Annotated in this window: 21 protein-coding genes; 6 read left to right on the top strand and 15 right to left on the bottom strand. The window is 47.4% G+C overall.

The genetic code is table 11. The annotated features are described in order from the left end of the window. Nucleotides 1-8: 8 nt before the first annotated feature. Genes gspF through gspC form a run of 4 tightly spaced genes read right to left on the bottom strand, consistent with a single transcriptional unit; the run spans nucleotide 9 to nucleotide 5,855 of the window. Nucleotides 9-1,232 (bottom strand): type II secretion system inner membrane protein GspF, encoded by a 1,224-nt coding sequence (gspF, locus tag HUJ19_RS11870; protein WP_290624411.1) that lies wholly within the window; start codon nucleotides 1,230-1,232, stop codon nucleotides 9-11. Continuing rightward, nucleotides 1,232-2,761 carry a type II secretion system ATPase GspE gene (gspE, locus tag HUJ19_RS11875; RefSeq protein WP_290624412.1) on the bottom strand — a complete coding sequence of 510 codons (1,530 nt, stop codon included), beginning with the start codon at nucleotides 2,759-2,761 and terminating at the stop codon, nucleotides 1,232-1,234. Before gspE ends, gspF begins: the two co-directional genes overlap by 1 nt. Next, nucleotides 2,761-4,881, bottom strand: a complete 2,121-nt coding sequence (gspD, locus tag HUJ19_RS11880; RefSeq protein ID WP_290624413.1) for a type II secretion system secretin GspD — start codon at nucleotides 4,879-4,881, stop codon at nucleotides 2,761-2,763. The genes gspE and gspD overlap by 1 nt, the downstream gene beginning before the upstream one ends. A gap of 23 nt (nucleotides 4,882-4,904) precedes the next feature. Further along, nucleotides 4,905-5,855, bottom strand: a complete 951-nt coding sequence (gspC, locus tag HUJ19_RS11885; RefSeq protein WP_290624414.1) for a type II secretion system protein GspC — start codon at nucleotides 5,853-5,855, stop codon at nucleotides 4,905-4,907. 140 nt (nucleotides 5,856-5,995) lie between these two features. On the opposite strand from gspC, the gene HUJ19_RS11890 reads away from it, so the two are divergent. Then, the gene (locus HUJ19_RS11890; protein WP_290624415.1) at nucleotides 5,996-6,385 is read left to right on the top strand and encodes a S4 domain-containing protein; all 390 of its coding nucleotides are present in this window, start codon (nucleotides 5,996-5,998) and stop codon (nucleotides 6,383-6,385) included. Between the two features lie 34 nt (nucleotides 6,386-6,419). Continuing rightward, on the top strand, nucleotides 6,420-7,292 hold the full coding sequence (gene hslO, locus HUJ19_RS11895; protein WP_290624416.1) for an Hsp33 family molecular chaperone HslO: 873 nt from the start codon (nucleotides 6,420-6,422) through the stop codon (nucleotides 7,290-7,292). 45 nt (nucleotides 7,293-7,337) lie between these two features. Here the strand turns inward: hslO and envZ are convergent, their stop codons facing one another. Both envZ and ompR read right to left on the bottom strand, forming a co-directional pair. Continuing rightward, a complete protein-coding gene (gene envZ, locus HUJ19_RS11900) occupies nucleotides 7,338-8,642 on the bottom strand; it encodes a two-component system sensor histidine kinase EnvZ (RefSeq protein ID WP_290624417.1) in 1,305 nt (434 codons plus the stop codon). A 50-nt stretch (nucleotides 8,643-8,692) separates the two neighbouring features. Further along, a complete protein-coding gene (gene ompR / locus HUJ19_RS11905; protein ID WP_015781335.1) occupies nucleotides 8,693-9,415 on the bottom strand; it encodes a two-component system response regulator OmpR in 723 nt (240 codons plus the stop codon). A 300-nt stretch (nucleotides 9,416-9,715) separates the two neighbouring features. On the opposite strand from ompR, the gene HUJ19_RS11910 reads away from it, so the two are divergent. The 3 genes from HUJ19_RS11910 (at nucleotide 9,716) to HUJ19_RS11920 (ending at nucleotide 13,018) form a co-directional block, all read left to right on the top strand. After that, on the top strand, nucleotides 9,716-12,037 hold the full coding sequence (locus HUJ19_RS11910; protein WP_290624418.1) for a Tex family protein: 2,322 nt from the start codon (nucleotides 9,716-9,718) through the stop codon (nucleotides 12,035-12,037). 147 nt (nucleotides 12,038-12,184) lie between these two features. Further along, nucleotides 12,185-12,697 (top strand): disulfide bond formation protein B, encoded by a 513-nt coding sequence (locus HUJ19_RS11915; RefSeq protein WP_290624419.1) that lies wholly within the window; start codon nucleotides 12,185-12,187, stop codon nucleotides 12,695-12,697. A 24-nt stretch (nucleotides 12,698-12,721) separates the two neighbouring features. Then, the gene (locus tag HUJ19_RS11920) at nucleotides 12,722-13,018 is read left to right on the top strand and encodes an antibiotic biosynthesis monooxygenase (RefSeq protein ID WP_290624420.1); all 297 of its coding nucleotides are present in this window, start codon (nucleotides 12,722-12,724) and stop codon (nucleotides 13,016-13,018) included. A gap of 70 nt (nucleotides 13,019-13,088) precedes the next feature. Here HUJ19_RS11920 and HUJ19_RS11925 read toward each other — a convergent pair whose 3' ends face one another. The 4 genes from HUJ19_RS11925 to HUJ19_RS11940 form a co-directional block, all read right to left on the bottom strand. After that, nucleotides 13,089-13,415 carry a DUF962 domain-containing protein gene (locus HUJ19_RS11925; protein WP_290624421.1) on the bottom strand — a complete coding sequence of 109 codons (327 nt, stop codon included), beginning with the start codon at nucleotides 13,413-13,415 and terminating at the stop codon, nucleotides 13,089-13,091. Nucleotides 13,416-13,433: 18 nt separating this feature from the next. Beyond that, nucleotides 13,434-14,390: an FKBP-type peptidyl-prolyl cis-trans isomerase gene (gene fkpA / locus HUJ19_RS11930; protein WP_290624422.1), complete on the bottom strand. Its 957-nt coding sequence runs from the start codon at nucleotides 14,388-14,390 to the stop codon at nucleotides 13,434-13,436. A gap of 67 nt (nucleotides 14,391-14,457) precedes the next feature. Further along, nucleotides 14,458-14,964: a TIGR02444 family protein gene (locus tag HUJ19_RS11935; RefSeq protein WP_290624423.1), complete on the bottom strand. Its 507-nt coding sequence runs from the start codon at nucleotides 14,962-14,964 to the stop codon at nucleotides 14,458-14,460. A gap of 26 nt (nucleotides 14,965-14,990) precedes the next feature. Further along, entirely contained in the window at nucleotides 14,991-15,374 is a 384-nt protein-coding gene (locus HUJ19_RS11940) for a DUF423 domain-containing protein (RefSeq protein WP_290624424.1), read from the bottom strand. A gap of 124 nt (nucleotides 15,375-15,498) precedes the next feature. On the opposite strand from HUJ19_RS11940, the gene HUJ19_RS11945 reads away from it, so the two are divergent. After that, complete coding sequence (locus HUJ19_RS11945) at nucleotides 15,499-16,989, top strand: lysophospholipid acyltransferase family protein (protein ID WP_290624425.1); 1,491 nt, start codon at nucleotides 15,499-15,501, stop codon at nucleotides 16,987-16,989. 6 nt (nucleotides 16,990-16,995) lie between these two features. On the opposite strand, the gene HUJ19_RS11950 is transcribed toward HUJ19_RS11945, so the two are convergent. The 5 genes from HUJ19_RS11950 to HUJ19_RS11970 all read right to left on the bottom strand — a co-directional run bounded on the left by HUJ19_RS11950 (nucleotide 16,996) and on the right by HUJ19_RS11970 (nucleotide 22,443). Beyond that, nucleotides 16,996-18,021, bottom strand: a complete 1,026-nt coding sequence (locus tag HUJ19_RS11950) for a glycosyltransferase family 9 protein (protein WP_290624426.1) — start codon at nucleotides 18,019-18,021, stop codon at nucleotides 16,996-16,998. A gap of 9 nt (nucleotides 18,022-18,030) precedes the next feature. Continuing rightward, entirely contained in the window at nucleotides 18,031-19,410 is a 1,380-nt protein-coding gene (locus HUJ19_RS11955; RefSeq protein ID WP_290624427.1) for an MATE family efflux transporter, read from the bottom strand. Between the two features lie 315 nt (nucleotides 19,411-19,725). After that, nucleotides 19,726-20,376 carry an SCO family protein gene (locus HUJ19_RS11960; RefSeq protein WP_290624428.1) on the bottom strand — a complete coding sequence of 217 codons (651 nt, stop codon included), beginning with the start codon at nucleotides 20,374-20,376 and terminating at the stop codon, nucleotides 19,726-19,728. A gap of 17 nt (nucleotides 20,377-20,393) precedes the next feature. After that, on the bottom strand, nucleotides 20,394-21,341 hold the full coding sequence (gene cyoE / locus HUJ19_RS11965) for a heme o synthase (protein ID WP_290624429.1): 948 nt from the start codon (nucleotides 21,339-21,341) through the stop codon (nucleotides 20,394-20,396). Continuing rightward, on the bottom strand, nucleotides 21,334-22,443 hold the full coding sequence (locus HUJ19_RS11970) for a heme A synthase (protein WP_290624430.1): 1,110 nt from the start codon (nucleotides 22,441-22,443) through the stop codon (nucleotides 21,334-21,336). Before HUJ19_RS11970 ends, cyoE begins: the two co-directional genes overlap by 8 nt. Nucleotides 22,444-22,453: the final 10 nt, after the last annotated feature.

Genomic DNA, 22,453 nt, shown 5'->3' on the forward strand with positions numbered 1-22,453 from the left:
AAAATAATTTAACTCGTAATAGAATTTGTTAGCTCGAAAATAGGTAGCATCATGGCCAGTACAATAAACATCACCATGCCACCCAAAGCCAGAATAATCAGTGGACCCATGATATTGAGAGCAACATCGACACTATTTTCAAACAAGCTTTCCTGATTGTCTGAGACCTGCTGCAACATCTGCTCTAATTCACCACTGGCTTCACCACTACCGATCATGTGGATCATCATCGGTGGAAACAGGCCAGATTGCTGGAGAGCCACTTTCAAACTGCTACCTTCGCGAACTTTAACCGCGGCTTCTGCAACAGCCTGACGCATCTTCAAATTAGACAATACTTTGCCGCCAATATTCATGGCTTCCAGCAAAGGTACGCCACTGGAATGCAAAATACTTAAGGTACTGGAAAACTGGGCTGTGTTCAGGTTACTGGACAAACGACCAAATACTGGCATTTTCAAGATCTTAGCGTGCCATCTACGTTTGTTGTCTTCATTACGAAGCCAGTAACGCATTCCGACAAACATTAATACCAGTAATATCAGTGTATAAAGACCATAATTAATGACGAAGTCACTGATACCAATCAAAATCTTAGTCAGAACCGGTAATTCCTGGCTCATGTGGGTAAACTGCTCAACCACTTTAGGTACCGCAAAAACCATCAGACCGGAAACCACGCCCACCGCAACCAGAATCAGCACCACCGGATAAACCATAGCCGCTGATACCTTGCTGTTAATTTTTTGACGGCGCTCGGTATAGTCGGCTAAACGATTAAGAACCTTATCAAGGTGACCTGCCCGTTCACCAGCAGCAACCATGGAGCGATATAGCTCATTAAAGACATTAGGAAATTCTGCCATACCGTCCGCAAGTGTGTGACCCTCGAGTACTTTGGCGCGAACACCCAAAATAATACTTTTAACTTTACCTTTGTCCGTTTGATCGGCAACAGCCTTTAGAGCTTCTTCAATTGGTAAAGCGGCTTTAACCAGAGTTGCCAATTGACGTGTGACCAGAGCAAGGTCAGCAACTTTAATGGAGGGCTTGAAGAAACCACCAGAGCTTTTCTCACGCGCTTTCTGCGCATCACCGATATGCACCACTTCAAGTGGCGTCATATCTTTTTCTCTTAATTGCTGGCGAATTTGACGAGGTGTATCGGCTTCAAGAACACCTTTTTTCTGCTTACCACGAGCATCCAGCGCAATATATTCAAACGCGGCCATTAATCCTCCCGCGTGACACGCAACACTTCTTCGACAGTTGTCATCCCTTCCAGCACACGCTTGCGGCCATCCGCTCGAATGCTTGGCGTCGCTTTGCGCGCGTGGCGCTCCATATCCTGCTCGCTGTTATTGTTGTGAATCATGGTACGCATCTGTTCATCAATCAGCACTAGCTCATAGATACCCTGACGTCCACGATAGCCATGATAGTTACAGGCCTCACAACCATCTGGATGATAAATTGTCGGCGGGTTCGAGGTGTCAAAACCCATCAACTCACATTCTTTCTGATTGGCAACAGCTGGCTTTTTACACTCAGGGCATAACACTCTCACCAGTCGTTGTGCCAAAACACCCAGCAAACTGGTCGAAAGCAAAAATGGTTCAACCCCCATATCCTGCATACGGGTTACCGCACCAATCGCAGTGTTGGTATGCAGTGTTGAAAGCACCAGGTGACCTGTCAAACTGGCCTGCACTGCAATTTGCGCCGTTTCCAGATCACGAATCTCACCGACCATCACCACATCCGGATCCTGACGCAAAATAGCACGCAAGCCACGGGCAAAGGTCATATCCACTTTCGGATTAACCTGAGTCTGTCCAATGCCATCGATCAGATACTCAATCGGATCTTCAACGGTCAGAATATTACGTGTAGCATTATTGAGAAGTGAAAGACCTGCGTACAAGGTGGTTGTTTTACCCGAACCTGTTGGACCGGTAACGAGAATAATACCATGCGGCTTATGCAACAGATCGCTCATCAGCTGCATCGTCTTGGACTCCATGCCCAGATGCGAAAACTCAAGACGTCCCGCTTCCTTATCCAACAGACGCAGCACCACCCGCTCACCAAAACTTGATGGCATAGTGGACACACGAACATCCACGGCACGGTTGGCAATTCTTAATGCAATTCGACCATCCTGAGGAATACGCTTTTCGGCAATATCCAATTTACCCATAACCTTGATCCGCGATACCAGCAGTGGTGCCAGTTTACGGTTAGGCTGTAATACCTCACGCAAAACACCATCAACGCGGAAACGAACTGACAAGGTTTTCTCAAAGGTCTCGATATGAATATCCGAAGCATTTTCTTTAATGGCTTCGGTCAGCAAGGCGTTGATTAATTTAATAATGGGGGCATCGTCTTCGGCCTCAAGCAAATCTTCCGTTTCTGGCATTTCTTCGGCCAGACGGAACAGATCCATTTCATCGCCAAGGTCTTCCATGGTCTGCCGTGCATCTGCCGTTCCGGATTGATAGAAGGCACTGAGACGACTTTCAAATTCAGTTTCGTTTAATTTTTCAATCTGGAAACGATAAGGATAGTGACGGCGAACTTCCAGCAAAGCCTGCGGAGCTGTTCCTTCACGCATGAAGCACTGCATACCATCGTCAGTTCGGATCAGAAAAACGCCATGACGCTTGGCAAAACTAAAAGGCAAAGGACGAAAGCCCACCTCTTTCGCGGTAGCCTCCGTCACTGGCTCAATATGTTCATTTGCCATTTGCTCAGCCATCAGTCTTCTTTAGCCTCGCCTGTGTCTTCCTGTTGTAAAGTGTCTTCCTGCATATACTCTTCATAAGTTGGCGGTAACACCAAGGCTTCATCATAAGTTGGCAGAACTTCAGACTCTTCTTCAGGCATCAAACTAATACCACGATTAGCCTGCTCAATCTGTTGCGCTCTAATATAACTGTACTTGGCACTACTCAACTCACGCAGTTCTTCATCATCTTTCAAAACAGTAGGATGTATGAAGACCATTAGATTACGCTTAATTTTTTGTGTACGTTGTGATTTAAAGGCGTGACCCAATACAGGAATATCGCCCAGGATTGGTACTTTTTGTGAGCTTTGTTGAATATCATCATCAATCAAGCCACCCAGCACTACCATGCCACCATCAGGAACCAGCACCGAAGTTTTTACTTCACGTTTGTTGGTTACCACGTCCACATTGGTTGAACCGGCGATAGATGATACTTCCTGCTCGATATCCAGACGAACGTAATTACCTTCATTAATCTGTGGAGTCAGTTTCAACATCACGCCCACGTCTTTACGCTCAACATTCTGGAAAGGGTTAGAGTTGTTATCACCGAGAGTGGAGCCAGTAATAATTGGAATTTCCTGACCTGACTTGAAGATAGCTTCCACATTATCAAGGGTCGTGACACTCGGACGCGACAATGTATTAGAGTCAGTCACACCTTCCAGTGCTCGAATGAATGCACCCCAGCTAAAGCCATCGGGTCTGATTCGAGCAACGCCTAAACCAAGACCTTGCATACCGCCCAGCACCTCAGCCAATGCCACACCCTGATCACCAGCAGTGCGTCGGGTTTCGGTTCCGGTAATGGCACCGGTTTCAGGATCTCGCGTAAACACTTCTTCTTCGGTGCCGCGTGCAGCAATCGCACCTGCAGCAACATTACCAATACCCGGTCCCGTGTTAGTAAAGTTGACCACACCACCTGGAGCACTGCCGCCATCTGGGGCGAACAACCACTGAATACCCAGCTCTTTCGCTTTATTGTCTGAAATTTCAACAATAATGGCTTCAACGTGAACCTGCTTACGACGAATATCCAACGCACGGATCACTGAGTCAAATTCACGCATAATATCTGGCGGTGCAGTTAAAACCAGAGCATTGGTTTCTTCGTGAGGTTGGATACTATATAGCGAACGTTGCGCGGCCACTCCACCAGTTGCAGCACCACCAGCTCCAGCACGACCTGATGCAGCAGCTTCTTCTTTCTGCTTAATTTCACCAATGCCGGAAAGCACCTCCGCCACCTGCTCCGCCTTCGCATATTTCAGAAATACAGTTTTAGTATTACCCATAGAGTTTAGCGGGCGGTCCAGGCTGCCAATAAGAGCTCGTAAACGTACCCGTTGACGATCATTAGCGCTCAACAAAATACTGTTGGTTCTTTCATCAGCAACATAACGCGGCTCCTGCACTTCGTTGCCCTGTTGCTGGCGCCCACTACGACTTAAGCTCTCAAGAATTCTAACGATTTCACTTGCTGAGGCATGCTCTAATGGAATCACTTCAATTTCTTCATCATTGGCCTTATCCGTTCGGTCGATAATCTCACTGATGCGACGAACGTTAGAAGCTGAGTCATGAAGAATCAGGGTATTAGTACCTTGAACCGCAAATAAATGACCTGAGGTTGGTGAAACCAAAGGACGCAACACATTCATAATTTGTTGCGCATCGACGTTCTGTACCGGTATGACCTGAGTAATATAGCGATCACCATATTCATCTAGGTTTGAGACATTGACTGGAGAGTATTCAGAGCGGGCCTGCTGATCGGGAACAATCTTGACCACACCATTTGCTTCAATGGCTTGAAATTTATGGACCTGAAGCGCTGAAACAAAAATGTTGTAAATCTGATCTTTGGTGTAGTCCACATTTCCAGCAGTAATAATAGTAACTTTCAGTCCTTTGACACGTGGGTCTACGATCATCGTTTTACCCGTGATTTTGGCTACGGTTTCTACAACCTCACGAATATCTGCGTCTCTGACATTCAACCTTTCAGCGTTCGCACTAAAGGATGATAGTAACAGGCCAGCAGCACATACCGTCATGGTTAAACTGCTACCCAGTCGTTTCATACGAAATTTCTTGAGTGTCTGTATCATTGGATTCTTCTCTCATTTGGATCTGACTTTTGCTGCTGTGACAGCTCTGACAAACCCAGCAATAGTGTTACGGGCTGTCCATCTCTCTCAATCGTAATTTCCAGCGAATCTGCACTGGTCAACTCATTAGCGATACCCAACAAACCCTGTTCGTTAAGTTGTGTTCCGTTAACTGACTTGATGACATCATTGCGTCTCAGGCCAAGGCGAGCAAACATTCTTGGGTCACTACCAGGAGCAACTTTATATCCGGTTACCACACCACTTTCATCAACAACCGGCTCAAATTTGGCTAAATCGGCCAATGACTGAGGATCGGTGAATACCTTATCTTTCATGTCAGCCAGCTCACTGGTTAAACGACTATCACGGCGCTTGTCGATGGTTCTTTCAGCAGTCGGCTCGGCCGCTTTCAATTCTTGCTTAGGTTTGGTTAATGCACTCTGATCAAGCTGCTCTTCCAGTGTCAGAGTTTCCAGCTTGCCATTATTTTTCAAAATGACTTTCAGAGTTTCAACCTTTTCCAGAACCACATTGCCGTTCACTTGCAACTTATCATTAATAAAGTAGGCTTTTTCATCACGTCCATTAGCCTGAATTATGGCACTGGATAATCCTTCTTCAGAGGAAACGTAGGTTCCCAGCAACTTCAGATTAAGGCGAGTTTCTTCGGCCTGCACCGTTTCTTCCTCAACCCGGCCAGCTTCTCCAAAGACATGCATAGATACCAGCTTGTTGACATCAACAGCTGAACGGTTAGTTTGTTGGGGACGTGTTTGAACTACAGGTTCAGCGTGTTGCGGTGGTTGAAAAAAACCAATCCACAACCATATTAACTTAGCAACTATATACAAAGTCAGTACAGTCAATAAAGCGGCTAGCACCTGCGCAATCAACCTACCCCGTTGTTGCACAAACTGGCTTATTTTTTGAGTTATAGGATTCATGAGTTACTGTGTCACGAAAAGTCGTTGTGTTCCCTCGTAATTGTTCGGCATCCTTCCTGCAGATCGCCTATAATCGGAAATAGTCCCATGCAGGAGCTGAGAAAGCAAGCAAGATACTGTAAAGAATAGTAAGGTTCAAGATGGTAGTTGACATTTATGTGAGATTAGACAAATGGCTTTGGGCAGCGCGTTTTTTCAAAACTCGAGCTCTGGCGAAGGCTGCCATCGAAGGTGGGAAAGTTCATTGCGACGGTGTTCGAGGCAAACCCAGCCGTCAGGTTCAGCTTGGTATGAGTATAAAAATTCGCCAGGGGTTTGCTGAAAAAACAGTCATTGTCGAAGGCCTGTCGGAACAACGCGGCCCGGCCAAGGTGGCTCAGACTCTTTACAGAGAAACCGAAGAGAGCATCGAAAAGCGGGAACAGCTTGCGGTTCAACGCCAGTCGATGCCTTTTTCAGAGCATAAGCCTGACAAAAAACAACGCCGTCAGATCCACCGTTTCTTGCGCCAGCAGGATAAAGACTCATAACCAATCAGCATTAATTAAACATCAGAGAGCATTCATGTCCGATCTTATTCAGAGATTTACATTTGCCGATTTACCGGTTCGTGGCGAGATCATCAGCCTTGAGCAAAGCTTCCAGACTATCTGCGAACAGCACCAATATTCAGACACCCTGCGCCACCTGCTTGGCGAAGCCTTGGCAGCGACTGCCTTAATGGCTGAAATCATAAAGATCGAAGGCAAGGTTTCGCTACAGCTGCAAAGCCCTTCGCAGGTCAAATTGCTGGTCACCGAATGCAATAATCACGGCCATATTCGTGGCGTCATGCACCCGCTCGATCCTGATATTACAGATTATGACTTCAAAAAGTGGACTCAGGGCGGCACCCTGGCCATTACCATTGAGCCGGTGCAAGGCCACCGCTACCAGGGTATTGTTTCGCTGGAAAAAGACAGTCTTGCGGCATGTCTTGAAGATTACTTTACCAGTTCCGAGCAGTTGCCGACCTATCTCAAACTGTTTGTTAGTAAAGAGCGGATTACCGGGGTCTTCCTGCAGGCCATGCCTGATGAGGGCAATCAAGAAAAGGATCGACAGACTGCTTTTGAGCATGTCACCACATTAGCCGAAACCATTACTGATGAAGAGGCACTCACATTATCTCATCATGATCTGCTCTATCGCCTGTTCCATCAGGACAAGGTAACTCTGTACACGGAAAAACCGATCCAGTTCCAATGCAGTTGTTCACGTGAACGTAATGAGCGGGCCCTGTTAACCATTGAGCCACAGGAGTTGATGCAATTGGCCGAGGAGCATGATGGTAAAGTTGAGTTAGTATGTGATTTTTGCAGTAAGAAGGAAGTGTTTACCCAGCAGGAAATTGCGCAGCTTATCACCACTAATCAGGGTAGCGAATCGGTCAATTAATAAAGGAGAACCTGCCTGACTTGCAGGAAGCTCTAGTGAGAAGTTCTAATGAAGAGGAATCTGCAGGCGCGCTTCCAGGCCTTTCTCGGCGCGGTTATGCAAAGTGACCGTGCCACCGTGCATTTCTGCAATACGACGGACAATTGCCAATCCCAAACCTGAGCCGCCGCCACTTCTGGCCGAATCGCCCCGGGAGAATGGCTGGAATAGATGCTCCATCTCGGCATCCCTGATACCCGGACCTTCATCCAGCACCGATAGCTGAATCATCTTATCCTCAATTTTGGTGGTGACCTTTAGGGGTGGCCCTGCGTATTTCAGGCCATTCATGATCAGGTTAGTAATTAATCGCTTCATTGCCAAGGGTTTAAAATAAATCTTCGGCAATTTCCCCAGCTCAAAACTGATATCCTGAGTTTGTAATCTGACCGACTTGATACATTCTTCAACCAATGCATTTAAGTCACCGAGCTGCTCGCGCTCATCCCGGCCATCACGCACGAACGAAATGAACTGGTCAATAATCTGATCCATATCCTCGGTATCCCGCACAATCCCTTCGCGTAACTCTTCATCCGCCTCACCCATAAACTCAGTGGCTAAGCGAATACGCGTTAATGGTGTGCGCAAATCATGCGAAACACCGGCCAGCAGCAAATTACGATCCTGCTCCAGCTGCTGCACATTGCGCGCCATCTGGTTAAAGGCTCGTGTCACGGTGACCATTTCTTCAAGCCCCTCTTCCTTTAACTGGCCCGGATTGTCACCACGACCAATTTCACGCGCGGCAAATTCCAGGCGGCGCAGTGGACGGCTGATCTGCTTGGTGAAAATCCAGCCTCCGAGCAGACTTAACAATAAAATTACCGATATATAGACCACGGGCGGGTGGATATAAAAACCTTCGAAAGGATCCATCGCGATTCTGAGCCAGACATTGGTATGCTGCGGAGATTTAATCCAGTAATAAATGTTATCGGATTCTTCTACCCGCATTTCAGTCTGGGTTTCACTGACGCCCAGACTCTCAGCCAGCTGCTCGGTCAACACGCTGTATGGACGCGCCTCTCTAAGCTGTTTTGGCTCGCCCATACGGGTGGAAATAAACTGGATGCGTTGGTTATCCATAATCTGCTGACGCACCGAGCCATCAATTTTCCCTTCAAACTCCAGCGCCTGCAATTCAAGTGAAGTTTTCACATCCGCCGAAAGCAACTGCACCAGCTGCTTCATTGAAGGCTGCGCCACATACCAGGAGATCGACAGATAAGACACCCACTGATTAATCAGCAACAGGCAACCGACCAATACGGCAATACGGCCAAATGCTGATTTAGGCAGAATACGCATGAAAGCTAGTGATAGAGACTGTCAAAGGGAACAGAGCAAGACCTGAGCTATCAGGCCTCACCACCATCTGGAACGAACACATAGCCCACGCCCCAGACCGTCTGGATATAACGCGGATGGGCCGGATCGGCTTCAATCAGACGACGTAAACGCGATACCTGTACATCAATGCTGCGTTCCAGCGCTGAGTAATCACGACCACGAGCCAGATTCATCAGCTTGTCGCGAGATAATGGTTGACGAGCATGCTCAACCAATGACTTCAACACCGCAAACTCGCCACTAGTCAATGAAATAGGATTACCATCATCGGTCATCTCGCGGGTTGCCAGATTTAGAGTAAAGCGCCCAAAGCTGACGACTGTTTCGGAGTTACTTGGAGCCCCTGGAATATGTTTGGCCTGGCGACGAAGCACTGCACGGATACGAGCCAACAGCTCACGGGGATTAAAAGGTTTCGCCAGATAGTCATCCGCACCCACTTCCAAACCGACAATACGATCCACTTCATCGCCTTTCGCAGTCAGCATAATGATTGGGATGGGGTTATTCTGGGAACGCAGGCGGCGGCAAATGGAAAGACCGTCTTCACCAGGAAGCATCAAATCGAGAACCATCAAGTGATAATTCTCACGCTCCAGAAAACGATCCATCTGCTCAGCATTTTCAACAGTGCGGACCATAAAGTCCTGCTCTTTCAGATAACGCTCCAGTAGACTTCGCAAACGAACGTCATCATCAACCACTAATATCTTCGGAGTTTCTTCAGTCATAACCCAACATTCCTTCTACTTTATTATGCGCTTTCTATTAAGCGCCCCCGTTACATTATTAACGTCTATTAGAATTACATCAGTAACTTTTATCAGAAAGGCCTTTTCTTGTCTTGTTATTAATTGTCAACAAATTGGCCATAAAAACAAACAATTAGTCATGCTCCAGTAGCGCTTTACCCTTGATTTACCCACAGTTGAGCGCTGAGTCAAAGCCGACTTGGGCATTTTGTTCTTTTTTCATAGGTTTCGAAGCACTATACTATGCCGCCATATTTTCCCCAATAAGCACTTAACAAGATGTTACAAATAAACCAACAGATAGCTCAAGAGTTAAATGTTCGCCCGCAACAGGTAGAAGCTGCGGTTCGCTTGCTGGATGAAGGCTCGACCGTACCCTTCATCGCGCGTTACCGTAAAGAAGTCACTGGCGCACTGGATGACACCCAGCTACGGGATCTTGAGCAGAGACTGGGTTATTTGCGCGAACTGGAAGATCGCCGCGCTGCCATTCTTAAAAGTATCGAAGAGCAGGAAAAGCTGACACCAGAACTGAAATCTTCGATTGAAGCAGCCACCACCAAGAGTGAACTGGAAGATTTATACCTGCCCTATAAACCCAAGCGTCGCACCAAAGCCCAAATCGCGCGCGAAGCAGGTCTTGAGCCATTGGCCATGGATTTATGGCAGAACCCAGCGCTTGATCCTGAAGCCGAAGCAGAGAAATACCTCAATCCTGAACATAAAATTGAATCGACTAAAGATGCGCTGGACGGCGCCCGTCAGATTCTGATGGAAGTATTTGCGGAAAACGCTGAACTGCTGAAAACACTGCGCGAATACCTATGGGATAACGCCTTTATTCATGCCAGGGTCATTGAAGGCAAAGAAAAAGAAGGCATCAAGTTCTCTGACTATTTTGACCACAGCGAAGCTTTCAAAACCATTCCTTCCCATCGAATCCTAGCTTTGCTGCGTGGCCGCAACGAAAACATTCTGACCTTGCAGATGGTTTCTAACCAGGAACTTATCAAAGACCCTGAAGCCAACGACCCTTGCCTGTCGATGGTTGCCGAGCATTTTAATATCAAAGATCAGAAGCGACCGGCTGATTACTGGCTACAGCAGGTAGTCCTCTGGACCTGGAAGATCAAGCTGCACCTATATCTCGAAACTGAATTATTAGCCAAAGTGCGTGAACTGGGCGAAACTGAAGCAATACGTATCTTTGCCCGCAATTTGCATGACCTGCTAATGGCTGCTCCGGCTGGTGCCAAGGTGACCATGGGGCTGGATCCGGGCTTGCGAACTGGTACTAAAGCAGTGATTGTCGATGAAACAGGCAAGTTGCTGACACAAACCACCATCTTCCCACATGCGCCACAAAATCAGTGGGACCAATCATTACGCAAACTGCAGACCTTATGTGAAATGCACAAGGTTGAGCTTGTCAGTATCGGCAATGGTACTGCATCAAGAGAAACCGACAAGCTGGTAGCCGAACTGATAAAAATGGCACCGCAACTTAAATTACAAAAGATCATGGTCAGCGAAGCAGGAGCTTCGGTCTACTCTGCATCGGCACTGGCCGCACAAGAATTCCCTGATCTGGATGTGAGTTATCGTGGCGCTGTATCCATTGCCCGTCGCTTACAGGACCCTCTGGCAGAGCTGGTAAAAATTGAGCCTAAGTCTATTGGTGTAGGTCAATACCAGCATGATGTCAGCCAAAGCCAGCTGGCAAAAAGCCTCGATGGCGTGGTCGAAGACTGTGTGAATGCGGTTGGCGTTGACCTGAATATGGCTTCTGTTCCGCTACTGACCCGCGTTTCAGGCCTGAGTAAAACCATTGCGCAGAATATCGTTAACTGGCGCGACTCTAATGGCCGCTTCAATAACCGTAAGCAGCTTCTCGAAGTTGAGCGCATGGGGCCGAAAACCTATGAGCAGGCCGCAGGCTTCCTGCGTATTCGTGATGGCGACAACGCTCTGGACAGCTCTGCAGTTCACCCCGAAGCCTATCCAGTGGTTGAAAAAATGATGCAAGCTCTTGAACTGCAGGACGTGCATCAGTTGATGGGCAACTCAGATAAGTTACGTCAGGTTAAGGCTCAGGACTTTACAGACGAAACCTTTGGTTTACATACCGTTAATGACATTTTGAAAGAACTGGACAAGCCGGGCCGCGACCCACGTCCGGAGTTTAAAATGGTCCAATTTAAAGAAGGTGTCGAAACCCTGAGTGACCTGAAAATTGGCATGGAACTGGAAGGGGTTGTCACCAACGTAACCGCCTTCGGTGCCTTTGTGGATGTTGGCGTCCATCAGGACGGTCTGGTGCACCTGTCAATGATGGCCAATGAGTTCATTAAAGACCCGGCAGAAGTGGTAAAAGCCGGCGATATCGTCAAGGTCTGGGTGCTGGACGTAGATATACAGCGTAAACGCATCAGCCTGTCGATGATTGGCCCCGATGCTCAGGCCGCATCAAAGCCCGCTCAAAAGCGCGATGCTAAATCCCATAAAAAAGGCAACTTTAAAGGAAACCAATCCGCTAAACGTGGTCAAAATAAGCCGCAGGGTGCTTTTGCCGATGCTTTGGCGGCAGCCCTGAAGAAATAAGCCGCAAGGAAATGGTTACAAATTGTCACTTTTAAACCGTCTATGTCACGGGTAGTATTGCGAAACGTAACTGCTTGCACTTTAAACCAAGTGCAGGTAGTGTGCGCTATTCGCGTCCTGTGAACCAAAGACACAAGAGCATATCACATGAATTTAAATAGCCGTGGCTGGAACTTTTTTGGTGCTTTCATCTGTTATCAGTTACTGGTAACCGCCTTTTACTTCCAGTACGTTGATGGACTCGAGCCTTGTCCATTATGCATGTTCCAACGAGTCGCTGTTGCGGCCATGGGTATTGTGCTTCTCCTGAACGCAATCCATAACCCACCCATCTCTTCCATCAGCAATCGCATCTACCAGATCCTGGGATTACTAACCACGTTTGCTGGTATCGGAATTGCCGGACGCCATGTCTATCTACAAAGCCTGCCAGAAGGCGAAGCACCAGCTTGTGGTGCACCCTTAGATTACATGATGGATGTTTTACCCTTCATGGAAGTTTTACAAACCGTATTAACGGGCGCCGGTGAATGCGCCAAAATCAGCTGGAGATTCTTAGGAATATCAATGCCTGGCTGGATGCTGATCATATTCATCATAGCGGCGCTGGTCTTTGGCTTTAGATTGTTTAAAGCATTCCAGCAACCAAAACCACTTTAATCCTAAGGTACAACCGAGGCTCTTATGATCCGAGTTATTATCGAGCGAGTTATCAGCGAAGGTAAGCTAGACGACTACCATGCGCTAATCCGCCAAGCCAAAAACAAAGCCAGCAACTCTGCCGGTTTCTTAACCGGTGAAATTTTCCACGTTAAAGATAATCCTAATCATGTCATCGTCATGTCATGCTGGGATTCATTTGAGACCTGGGAGGTGTGGGCAGAGTCAGAACAGCGTTTGGATTTACTAGACGCCATGCGCCCCTTGCTGGAATCAGACGAAAAAGTCACTGTGCTGGAAAGCAGTAATATTAAAAGCTAATTTATTCCTTCCCAATAAAAAACCAGCTGATTTAGCTGGTTTTTTTGTGCCTATAACCTTCTGAATATTATCAAAAATACTTAGGCCATTCTTTTTTCAGCTGCCCAGTCATAGCCATAAACAGCATCTTATAATCAGCCATCAGTGACCATAATGGGTAGGTGAATGTGGCTGGACGGTTCTTCTCTATGGTGAAGTGACCGATCCAGGCCGGGCCGTAGCCAACCACTAATACCAACGGTAACCATAGCCACTGGGCAGTAGCGATAAGGTAAATCAGCAGAACCAATGATGTGGTCGTGCCGACATAATGCAGCAGGCGGTTACTCGGCAAGCGATGCTCGCCGAGATAAAAAGGCCAAAACTCTTTGAAGGTTTTAATGCTTTTTTCCGCCATAGCCCTTACTACCGTTTATTACTGGTCGTCGCCCGTAGCTTCTTTAACTTCCTCTTCAACTTCCTGAGCAGCTTCTTCAACAGTTTCCTGAGTCGTTTCAGCAGCCTGCTCTAACTCTTGAGCAGCTTCTTCAACCTGCTCTTCAAGCTGTTCGTCGATGGCTGGTTCTTCGTCAGGTTGAACTGGCTCAGTTGGGTTGATATCAAGTAGTTCAATTTCAAAAACCAGGGTTGAATTGCCCGGAATAGTACCGCGATCCATTTCACCATAAGCAAGCTCAGGCTCAATCACAAACTCGTATTTATCACCCACATTCATCAACTGAACGCCTTCAGTCCAGCCTGGGATAACGCCACGCAAAGGGAAGTCGATTGGCTGTTTACGAGCATAAGAACTATCGAATTCTTTACCATCGATAAAGGTTCCACGGTAATGAACGCGTACGGTATCTTCAGCCTTAGGACTTTGGTCGTTACCGCTTGCCTCGATCACGCGATACATCAAGCCTGACTCGGTGGTTTGAACACCTTCTTTTTGTGCATATTCTTCACGGAAAGCTTCGCCGGCTGCCAGATTAGCTTCTGCTTCTTTTTGTGCTTCAGCTTCCAGCTTCGCCTGGTGCTCTTCCATCTTAGTGTTCAGATTGTTCTGGAAGGCGTCCATCTGCTCATCAACTTCTTCATCTGTTAGCTGAGCATTACCAGCAAAACCATCTTTGATGCCATCTGCGACAATCTGCGGATTAATCTCTATGCCATATTCTTTCAAAGACTCGAAATTCTGGCCCATCTGCTTGGAGAAATTGACTCCTATTGCATAAGCAGCTTTATCATACTCACCTTTGAACTCGGCAGCTTGCTGAGCAGTTTCTGGTTTTGCAGTTTCACTTTTTGTATCACTTGATTGCTCACAGGCAACCAATGCAGCGCTTAACGCTAGAACTAAAGTTGTTTTCTTCATAGTTAGTTGTTTCACTGATATTTTCCCCAAATAGTGGTTGAAAAACAGGCATTGTGCAGGAGATATCTGCAAAATGCGAGGTCTAAACCTGTAACTTTTGAACTATTACTCCTAGTTCAGAAGCTTCCAGCAGGGCTTCATCCGCTTCGATTCGCGATTGAGCCTGAGTTTGAATATAGAAACGTAAATTACTCATTGGTTCAACAGAGTGCGGCACGATTGGCCAAAAGGGTAACAAGCTCTTAACTGCCTGTTGTTGCACCAGTTTTTCGCCTTTAAGCTCAAGTGCCAGAAGCTTTTTATACTCTTCTTTTTGCCCCAGATGTTTGGCCTGTCGCCGTCTGTTACGTAATCCAGCTACTGCCTGAGAAGCCTGTAACCCCTCGCGGATCACTTTTTTCCAGACCACCGAGTCCATAGCTATCCCCTGTTCTTCCGCCCATAAGGCCAGAAGCACATAGTTAACATTGAGTTGATAGCTATCCTGTAGCTTGAGTAATAGGGGTTTGACCTGCGCGGCCTCATAAAAGACGCACGACCAATCCCAGAAATTATCCTGATGATGTTGTAATAACTGTTCCTTGACCATCAACTTACCCCATTCGTTGATTCCGGCTATTGATTATTATTGTCAACCTTGCTGGCAAAGACGGCCCAGAAAAAGACTAGCCAGCTTATAATGAGTAGACTTCCGCCGAGTGGGATTACTTTACGGATCAGCTCACTGCCCGTCAATGCGTAAAAGTAGAGACCACCGCTAAACCCGATGATACCGGCAAACATCAGCCAGCCAGCCAGCTCTCCTCTGCGATTGGCCAGATAGCCCGAAACTAGCCCCACGGCTAACAGGCCAAGTGCATGATAAATCTGATATTGAACCCCAAGTTCAAACAGTCTTTGCATGTCCGCGGGTAAGCTTAGGGCATGAGATCCCATAGCTCCAAGAGCCACCCCGAGCGCCATAAACATGGCGCCATGTAGAATAAAGTGCTTTTTCATTAAGACGTTAGAATTTTAAAAAGAGCCTAGTATTACATGAGAAAAGAGGTTTACAAAATCTGCGGTTTTATAATTAAGCCCTTTACGGGTAAAATGACCAAAATTTTTTAATGATTTGAATCCCTTGGCTAAAAAACCCAGCAAAACATCCGCACTCGTCATTGGCCTGGCCTTTGGCCTGCTGAAACTGTTCGCAAAACTCCCTTATCCTTTTGTGATTGCCTGTGGCCGTCAGCTGGGGCGCTTACTCTACCGGGTGAAAAGCCGCCGCATTATAGTCGAAGCTAATCTGCGTTACTGCTTCTCGGAACTGAGCTACGCAGAGCGCCAAAAGATGTGCAAGGCTCACTTTCTGGCACTGGGCGAAGGTTTTGCCGAGTTGGCATTGGCCTGGTACAAACCTTTCAAAAAGCTGGAAAAATACCATGAGATTCGTGGACTTGAGCATTACGAAAAAGCTCAGGCCACCGGACGCGGCATTTTATTTCTGGGTTATCACAACACCAGTTTAGAACTGTCTGGCGCCATTATGTCGCGCTATCTCGAATTTGCTGCCTTTTATCGACCTAACAAGAATCCTGCACTCGACTATCATATCCAAAAAGGGCGTAATAACCGCACTCAGACCATGGGCCGCAATGACATCCGTTCTATAGGCAAGTGGCTGAAATCCGGCAAGAATTTATGGTTTATGCCGGATCAGGATATGGGTCGCAAGGCGACCGTATTCGCCCCCTTCTTTGGAAATCCCATGGCAACGCTCAATTCGCCAATGCGCATCACTAAACTGGGCAATGCCATTGTGCTGCCAGTCAGTTACCACAAGGACAAGAAGGGCAAAATGATTGTCGAAGTTCTGCCTGAAGTAGAGTTTACCGGCCAGGATGACATCGACTGCACCATGACCAATAAGATTCTCGAAGCCTGTATCATGCAGGCACCGGAACAATATTATTGGGTTCATCGTCGATTTAAAACCCTGCCCGAGGGCCAGCGCACCATCTACAAGCAGAAACCACCCAGGCTCAAGGCAATTAGTGCAGAGCAACATGATGGTGCCATAAGTTCTGGCAAAACACTGACTAGACAGGAAGGCCTGCCAAAACTGGTACGCACCTTCGACGGACAACTGCTGAATATCTTCCCTCGCCGCACCAGTCTGGCCATTGATATTACGCGCCAGGAACTCAAGCGTATGCTGGACAAGTGCTCTCTGTTTACTTTCCGCGGTTTCTACACCATCACTCCACAGGAATTTACCCTGTGCGAGGAGCGCAATGCCTACATGTTGCGTTACCTTGAAGTTCCCGGAGTCAGTCTAAGCCATATCCCAGCCGATCGTCACGAACCCACCGCCATTCTGCTCGGTAGCTGGCTCAACCATCTGCATAACGAAGGGATTTATTTGAAAGATATTCGTCAGACCAATATTCAGATATTGCCCAATGGCTCTTTTATCTTACTCAACCCGACTAACTGTGAGTTTTTTGACCGTGAAGTGAAGGAGTCTTTGCGCGAAAAAGATCGTCAGCAGATGATGGAAGCAATTGCTTTATTAAAAGACAGTCAGCGTTGCCGTGAGCTTTTTATTGAGCAATATCAGATGAAGCCTTAACTGGAATCATCTATTCAGGATACTGCTCAGTTTAGCCATAACCTCATCAACACTGATCAGATCCATGGCCTGGCGGTTATGCACCCGCGTCCGCCAGGAAATCTGATTCGGCTCCTTGCCCAGAAACTGCTTTACTGCCTGTTCAAACTTGTCGATGGTATATTCCTGATTAAGATAAGGCCCAGATAGTTTACTCGGCGCAACCGCATACAAACCAATCACCGGAGTGCCCACCCCATTGGCTATATGCGCTGGACCAGTATCTGGTGCAATACATACTTTGGCCTTCTGCAAGATGGCAGCCAACTGCTGCAAATTGGTTTTGCCAACACGGTTAATAACATCTGCCTGCTCTTCAATTTCCTTAGCGAGTGTCTTATCCAGCTCATCCGGCCCACCGGTTAGTATTACCGGTAAATTAAATTGCTGCTTAATCTTTTGAATCAGTTGCACATAACGCTCTACTGACCAGCATCTCTCCAGCTTGCTCGCCGCAGGGTTAATGACTACAAATTGCTCGGGTAAACTCAATTCAAGAGCAGACTGTTGATTATCCTCTGAAACACTAATAACCCAATCATCAGCAGTCACTTGCAACGGCTCGCCGATTAAAGTCTCTGCAAAACGCTTAAAGCTGTCATGCAGGTGCTCATCAGCAAAGGCTATTTTTTCGTTAGTAAACAACCACTGCCAATCACGCGCACGGGTTCTATCGAATCCTATCTTTCGGCGGCTGTTAAAAAGCGGGTAAATTAAATTAGCGCGAGCACTCGCCTGCATCGCTAACACGGCATCAAATTGAATATCAGCCAACTGCGTTTTCAAGGCTCGATAATCAGCAATACGCTTCGGTTTGTCGATGGGAACAAAATGTAACCGGGGATGATTGCAGTCCTTTAATAATGAATAAGCCGCTTGGCCGATAATCCAATGCAATTCCAACTCAGGCTGCTGTCTTAATAATGCACGAACCACCGGTAATACCAGCGTACAATCACCAATCGCGGATAACCTGACTAACGCAACCTGCATTGATAATCCTTAGATCCTATCCTGTAATGGCTCTCTATCCAGCGCAATGTAAGCACCTGCTCGAATACCGATTTTTAAGAATAGCACCGAACTGAGTGCTCGCAGTAGCATAAAGGCATAGAAAGCCCACCACAAGCCATGGTTGCCATAACTTTTAGTCAGGAAATACAGGGGAATAAACCCGACAATGACTGCAATCAGCATCGAGTTGCGCATGGCGCTGATTTGCGAGGCACCAATAAAGACGCCATCCAGCCAGAAGCTCCAGACAGAAACAAGCGCCATAAAAATGATATACAGATGATAGGGCTCGGAAGCTTCGATGACACTATCAATAGTCGTGATCAGGCCAATAAATTCCTCAATAAATAGCCAGAACACCACAGCGAAAATCACACTGACCAGCAGCGACCACAAACCGCCAACATTGATGCTCGAACGAAAATCGCGCCAGCTATTGCGACCCACCGCCTTGCCCACCAAAGCCTCAACCGCATTGGCAAAACCATCCAGTCCGTTAGCAATTAACAACAGGAAATTCAGCAGTATGGCATTGATTGCCATTACCTCGTCACCCAGCTCAGCACCACGCGCATGAATGGTAAAAAAGACCAGTTCCAGCGCCAAGGTTCGAATCAGTAAATCACCATTTAAGCTGAGCAATCGTTTTAGCTTATACCAGGCCAGTTTAAATTTATTAGCAATAGGATATTTGGCCAGCAGCCGCACCACATGATAAGCACCAAATGCAAAACCTACCGCTTCAGCAATCACGCTGGCCAGCGCTACACCCTCAACAGTCATGCCCAGACCGAGCACAAAATAAAGATCCAGCACGACATTAAGCAGGTTAATAATCAGCAGCATCCAGAAAGGAATACGCGCCGTCTGCATACCCAGAAACCAGCCAATCATCACCGCATTGAGCAAACTAAACGGCAAGCCCCAGATGCGAGTATTCCAATAAGCCAGAACACTCAACTCCACCTCAGTGGAACCCTCAATCCACCACAGAATCAGATCAATCAGCCAAGGGTTCAGTAACAGCGTCAGCAACGCCACCGATAAACCCAACAGAGAAGACAAAAACAACCACTGCCGGATCGCCACATGATCTTCCGCACCATAAGCCTGCGCCACCAACCCCGTCGTAATCATCCGCAGAAAACCCATGGTCCAGACGATAAACGTAAACAAAGCCGCACCCAAACCAACTGCCGCCAGATAATGCGCCTCCGGCAAATGCCCCATCACCGCAGAATCCACCAATCCCACCAACGGCACCGTCATATTCGACAACAACATTGGCAACGCAATAGCCCAAATCGCCGAATGCTGATCCCGACGGGCTAGATCTTGTTTTAAGGTTTTATAGGTCCAGAGTTTCATATGATTTGTGTGGCAAACTTCAGGCTGATTATTTAATTGTAGGTGTGGGTTTCGCCACTCGGCGAGTCACTTTTTCTTGCGTGCCCAAGAAAAAATAACCAAAAAGAAAGGCACCCCAGTCGTTAGGTCCTTCGGACTTCCCTCGCTCATCAAAGCTATTACGGGCCGCCAATACGAAACGTCCTGTTTCGAAGTGGCTAAATTGGGCGTCCTGCCCAGTTTGCCCTATAACTTTTCTTCTCTCGGCTAACTCTAAGGGGAAATCTTGGAGCTAGCCTGCAACTTTATCTTTTTCCTAATACTACCAGTCTGGGATTAGAATTCTGACTGTTCCCTCAAAATTTCATAATCCCTCGCCACAGTTCCAACTAAATCTTCGCCCGGTAACACTTCATCTGGAGTCAGCAGTGCGTAACGGCGGCCAAGAGGATCGATGATAAACCAGCGCGCCGTGTGTTCTACCAGATAGTTATCAGGATCATCATGGCCAGGAATTTTATAGAAAGTAACGCCAATCGACTCGGTCAGTTTACGGGTTTCTTCAAGACCTGCATTGACGCCAATAAAGCCTTTGTTAAATGCCGGAACATATTTGTTTAATCGCTCTAAAGTATCGCGCTCAGGGTCCACCGAGACCATCACTACCTGCGTCGACTTAGCAATATCTTCCGGTAGTTTTTGCATAACCTGGTTAATATTGCTCATCGCCGTTGGGCACACATCCGGGCAGGTGGTAAAGCCAAAAAAGACGATACTCCAGTTGCCAATAAAGCTTTCCTGATTGAAGGATTCACCGGTGTGGGTTTTGCCCTCAAAGTTGGCGATTGCACGTGGCTCGCCAAAAGTGCGAATCAGCTGCATCTCTTTGGGTGCAAATAATAGTTGGTACGACATAACACCAGCCATGAGTGCAAGCACCGCTGTCAGAATGAATATCATTTTGCCAAATGCTGAGTTCTTCTGCATATTAGCCTCTGCTCTGGTTAAAAATTAATAAAGGGATCGACATAGTGATCGATCAATAAGAATGCGAATAAGAAGGTCAGGTAACCAATCGAAACCCCGAAGGTTTTCATGGCAATGCCATCACGCTCACGGTATTTCAGTACAACCGTGTAATACAGGAACCACAGTCCAAGGCCTATCGCACCTACCAGATAGATGATGCCACTCATGTGAGTCAGATAAGGCAGTAAGGTCGACAGAATCAACAGAACGGTATAAAGCACAATGGAAGTTTTGGTGAAGTCTTCGCCATGCGTCACTGGCAACATTGGGATTTCTGCTTTGGCATAGTCTTCGATACGATGAATCGATAGCGCCCAGAAATGGGGCGGCGTCCAGGTGAAGATAATAAGCACCAGTAGCCAGGCATGTGGATCAGCCGAACCGGTCACTGAAGTCCAGCCCAGCAACGGAGGAATCGCGCCAGACAGACCACCAATCACAATATTCTGTGGCGTCGCACGCTTTAAAAACATGGTGTAAATAAAGGCATAACCCACCAGGCCGCCAAGGGTGAATACGGCGGTTAATGGATTGACCAGAAACCACAACATGGCCATCGCAACAGCCGCAAGTACGGTCGAGAAAATCACCGCATTGCGAGGCTTGACCCGCCCCTGAGCAACCGGGCGCTGCATGGTGCGCGCCATCATGGTATCGATGCGTGCATCTACCACGTGATTGACCACGGCCGCGGCACCCGATGCAAAGGCAATACCCAGAGTACCAAAAATCAACGCATTCAAAGGTGGGAACCAGCTTTGAGTGACATCATTGGCCAGAAACATGCCGACGACGGCAGTAAAGACCAATAGATAAACCACCTTCGGTTTGGTCAGCTCGTAATAATCACGCCATGTTATGGGACGGCCCTGGCTTTTCGGCGCACCCTCTGTTGCCTGGGTTTGCTGATTCGAATTAGCCATGCTTGCCTCCCGCTCGTTTTGGTTGTTTAAACTGCCAACTGACCAAAAAGTTAACCGCAATTAGAGTGAGTAATAAAATAACGCCACCGCCATTGTGGGCAACCGCAACGTAAAGTGGCAGTGCGAATATGATGTTGCTAAAGCCCAGCAGCATTTGTCCGATGAGCACTAATGCCAGAGCACGACCAAAGTGACGGATCAGAACGCTGTCTTTTTCACGAATCATCAGGAAGGCCAATAAACCCACCACCAGGAAAACGATATAGGCGCCAATTCGATGGCTGACATGAATAGCCACTTTCTGCTGATGACTTAAGACACCACCCTCATAATTGATAAAGGGTTCACCCTGAGCTTTAGCCAGGTCGGCTTCAAATTTTTCCTGCTCCAGAGCCTTGAACTCGTCGAACTCAAAACCTTTTTGCCATAGGTCATAACCGCCCTTGAAATCTACATTCTGGGTCCAGCCATCATTACAGAAAGGTAATTCAGTACAGGCAGTCGCCGCATAGTTAGCTGCGGTCCAGCCGCCCAAAGCAATCTGCATAATCACCAGAACGAAACTGACCACTGCCAACTTTTTGAATTTCTTGGCCACCACCTGCGACAGAGAAACAATCTTCGGTCTTAATTGCAGAATGTATAAAAACAATAGCGAAATAATTGAGAAGCCACCCAACAAATGCAGCATCACGACAAAAGGATGCACTTTTAAGGTGACCGTCCACATTCCCAGCAGCCCCTGGAAAATGACCAGCGGAAGCAAAATGGAGGGAATTAAAACCGGAATGGTTGAATCTTTACGACGCCCGCGCCAGGCGCCGACAAACAGAATAATAATGACCAAACCAATCGCCTTGGCGAAGTGGCGGTGGATCATTTCAGGCCAGGCTTTATCGGCCTCGAAAACCTGATTGTATTCCACCTCAGCCTGCTTGATGTAGTCAGCATCCTGAGGAACGGTGAAGTGACCATAGCAGCCAGGCCAGTCCGGACAGCCAAGCCCAGCATCGCTCAGACGCGTCCAGGCTCCTAATAAAATCACGCACAGCGCCAGAATACTGGCAAAGATCGCAAACTTACGTAATGTTTTCTTTTGCATCGATAGTACC

The organism is Kangiella sp., from assembly GCF_014762745.1.
Classification (GTDB): domain Bacteria; phylum Pseudomonadota; class Gammaproteobacteria; order Enterobacterales; family Kangiellaceae; genus Kangiella.

Coding starts and splice junctions, on each gene's coding strand:
- gspF (WP_290624411.1), bottom strand. CDS start 1,232: ATGGCCGCGTTTGAATATATTGCGCTGGATGCTCGTGGTAAGCAGAAA.
- gspE (WP_290624412.1), bottom strand. CDS start 2,761: ATGGCTGAGCAAATGGCAAATGAACATATTGAGCCAGTGACGGAGGCT.
- gspD (WP_290624413.1), bottom strand. CDS start 4,881: ATGAAACGACTGGGTAGCAGTTTAACCATGACGGTATGTGCTGCTGGC.
- gspC (WP_290624414.1), bottom strand. CDS start 5,855: ATGAATCCTATAACTCAAAAAATAAGCCAGTTTGTGCAACAACGGGGT.
- HUJ19_RS11890 (WP_290624415.1), top strand. CDS start 5,996: ATGGTAGTTGACATTTATGTGAGATTAGACAAATGGCTTTGGGCAGCG.
- hslO (WP_290624416.1), top strand. CDS start 6,420: ATGTCCGATCTTATTCAGAGATTTACATTTGCCGATTTACCGGTTCGT.
- envZ (WP_290624417.1), bottom strand. CDS start 8,642: ATGCGTATTCTGCCTAAATCAGCATTTGGCCGTATTGCCGTATTGGTC.
- ompR (WP_015781335.1), bottom strand. CDS start 9,415: ATGACTGAAGAAACTCCGAAGATATTAGTGGTTGATGATGACGTTCGT.
- HUJ19_RS11910 (WP_290624418.1), top strand. CDS start 9,716: ATGTTACAAATAAACCAACAGATAGCTCAAGAGTTAAATGTTCGCCCG.
- HUJ19_RS11915 (WP_290624419.1), top strand. CDS start 12,185: ATGAATTTAAATAGCCGTGGCTGGAACTTTTTTGGTGCTTTCATCTGT.
- HUJ19_RS11920 (WP_290624420.1), top strand. CDS start 12,722: ATGATCCGAGTTATTATCGAGCGAGTTATCAGCGAAGGTAAGCTAGAC.
- HUJ19_RS11925 (WP_290624421.1), bottom strand. CDS start 13,415: ATGGCGGAAAAAAGCATTAAAACCTTCAAAGAGTTTTGGCCTTTTTAT.
- HUJ19_RS11935 (WP_290624423.1), bottom strand. CDS start 14,964: ATGGTCAAGGAACAGTTATTACAACATCATCAGGATAATTTCTGGGAT.
- HUJ19_RS11940 (WP_290624424.1), bottom strand. CDS start 15,374: ATGAAAAAGCACTTTATTCTACATGGCGCCATGTTTATGGCGCTCGGG.
- HUJ19_RS11950 (WP_290624426.1), bottom strand. CDS start 18,021: ATGCAGGTTGCGTTAGTCAGGTTATCCGCGATTGGTGATTGTACGCTG.
- HUJ19_RS11955 (WP_290624427.1), bottom strand. CDS start 19,410: ATGAAACTCTGGACCTATAAAACCTTAAAACAAGATCTAGCCCGTCGG.
- HUJ19_RS11960 (WP_290624428.1), bottom strand. CDS start 20,376: ATGCAGAAGAACTCAGCATTTGGCAAAATGATATTCATTCTGACAGCG.
- cyoE (WP_290624429.1), bottom strand. CDS start 21,341: ATGGCTAATTCGAATCAGCAAACCCAGGCAACAGAGGGTGCGCCGAAA.
- HUJ19_RS11970 (WP_290624430.1), bottom strand. CDS start 22,443: ATGCAAAAGAAAACATTACGTAAGTTTGCGATCTTTGCCAGTATTCTG.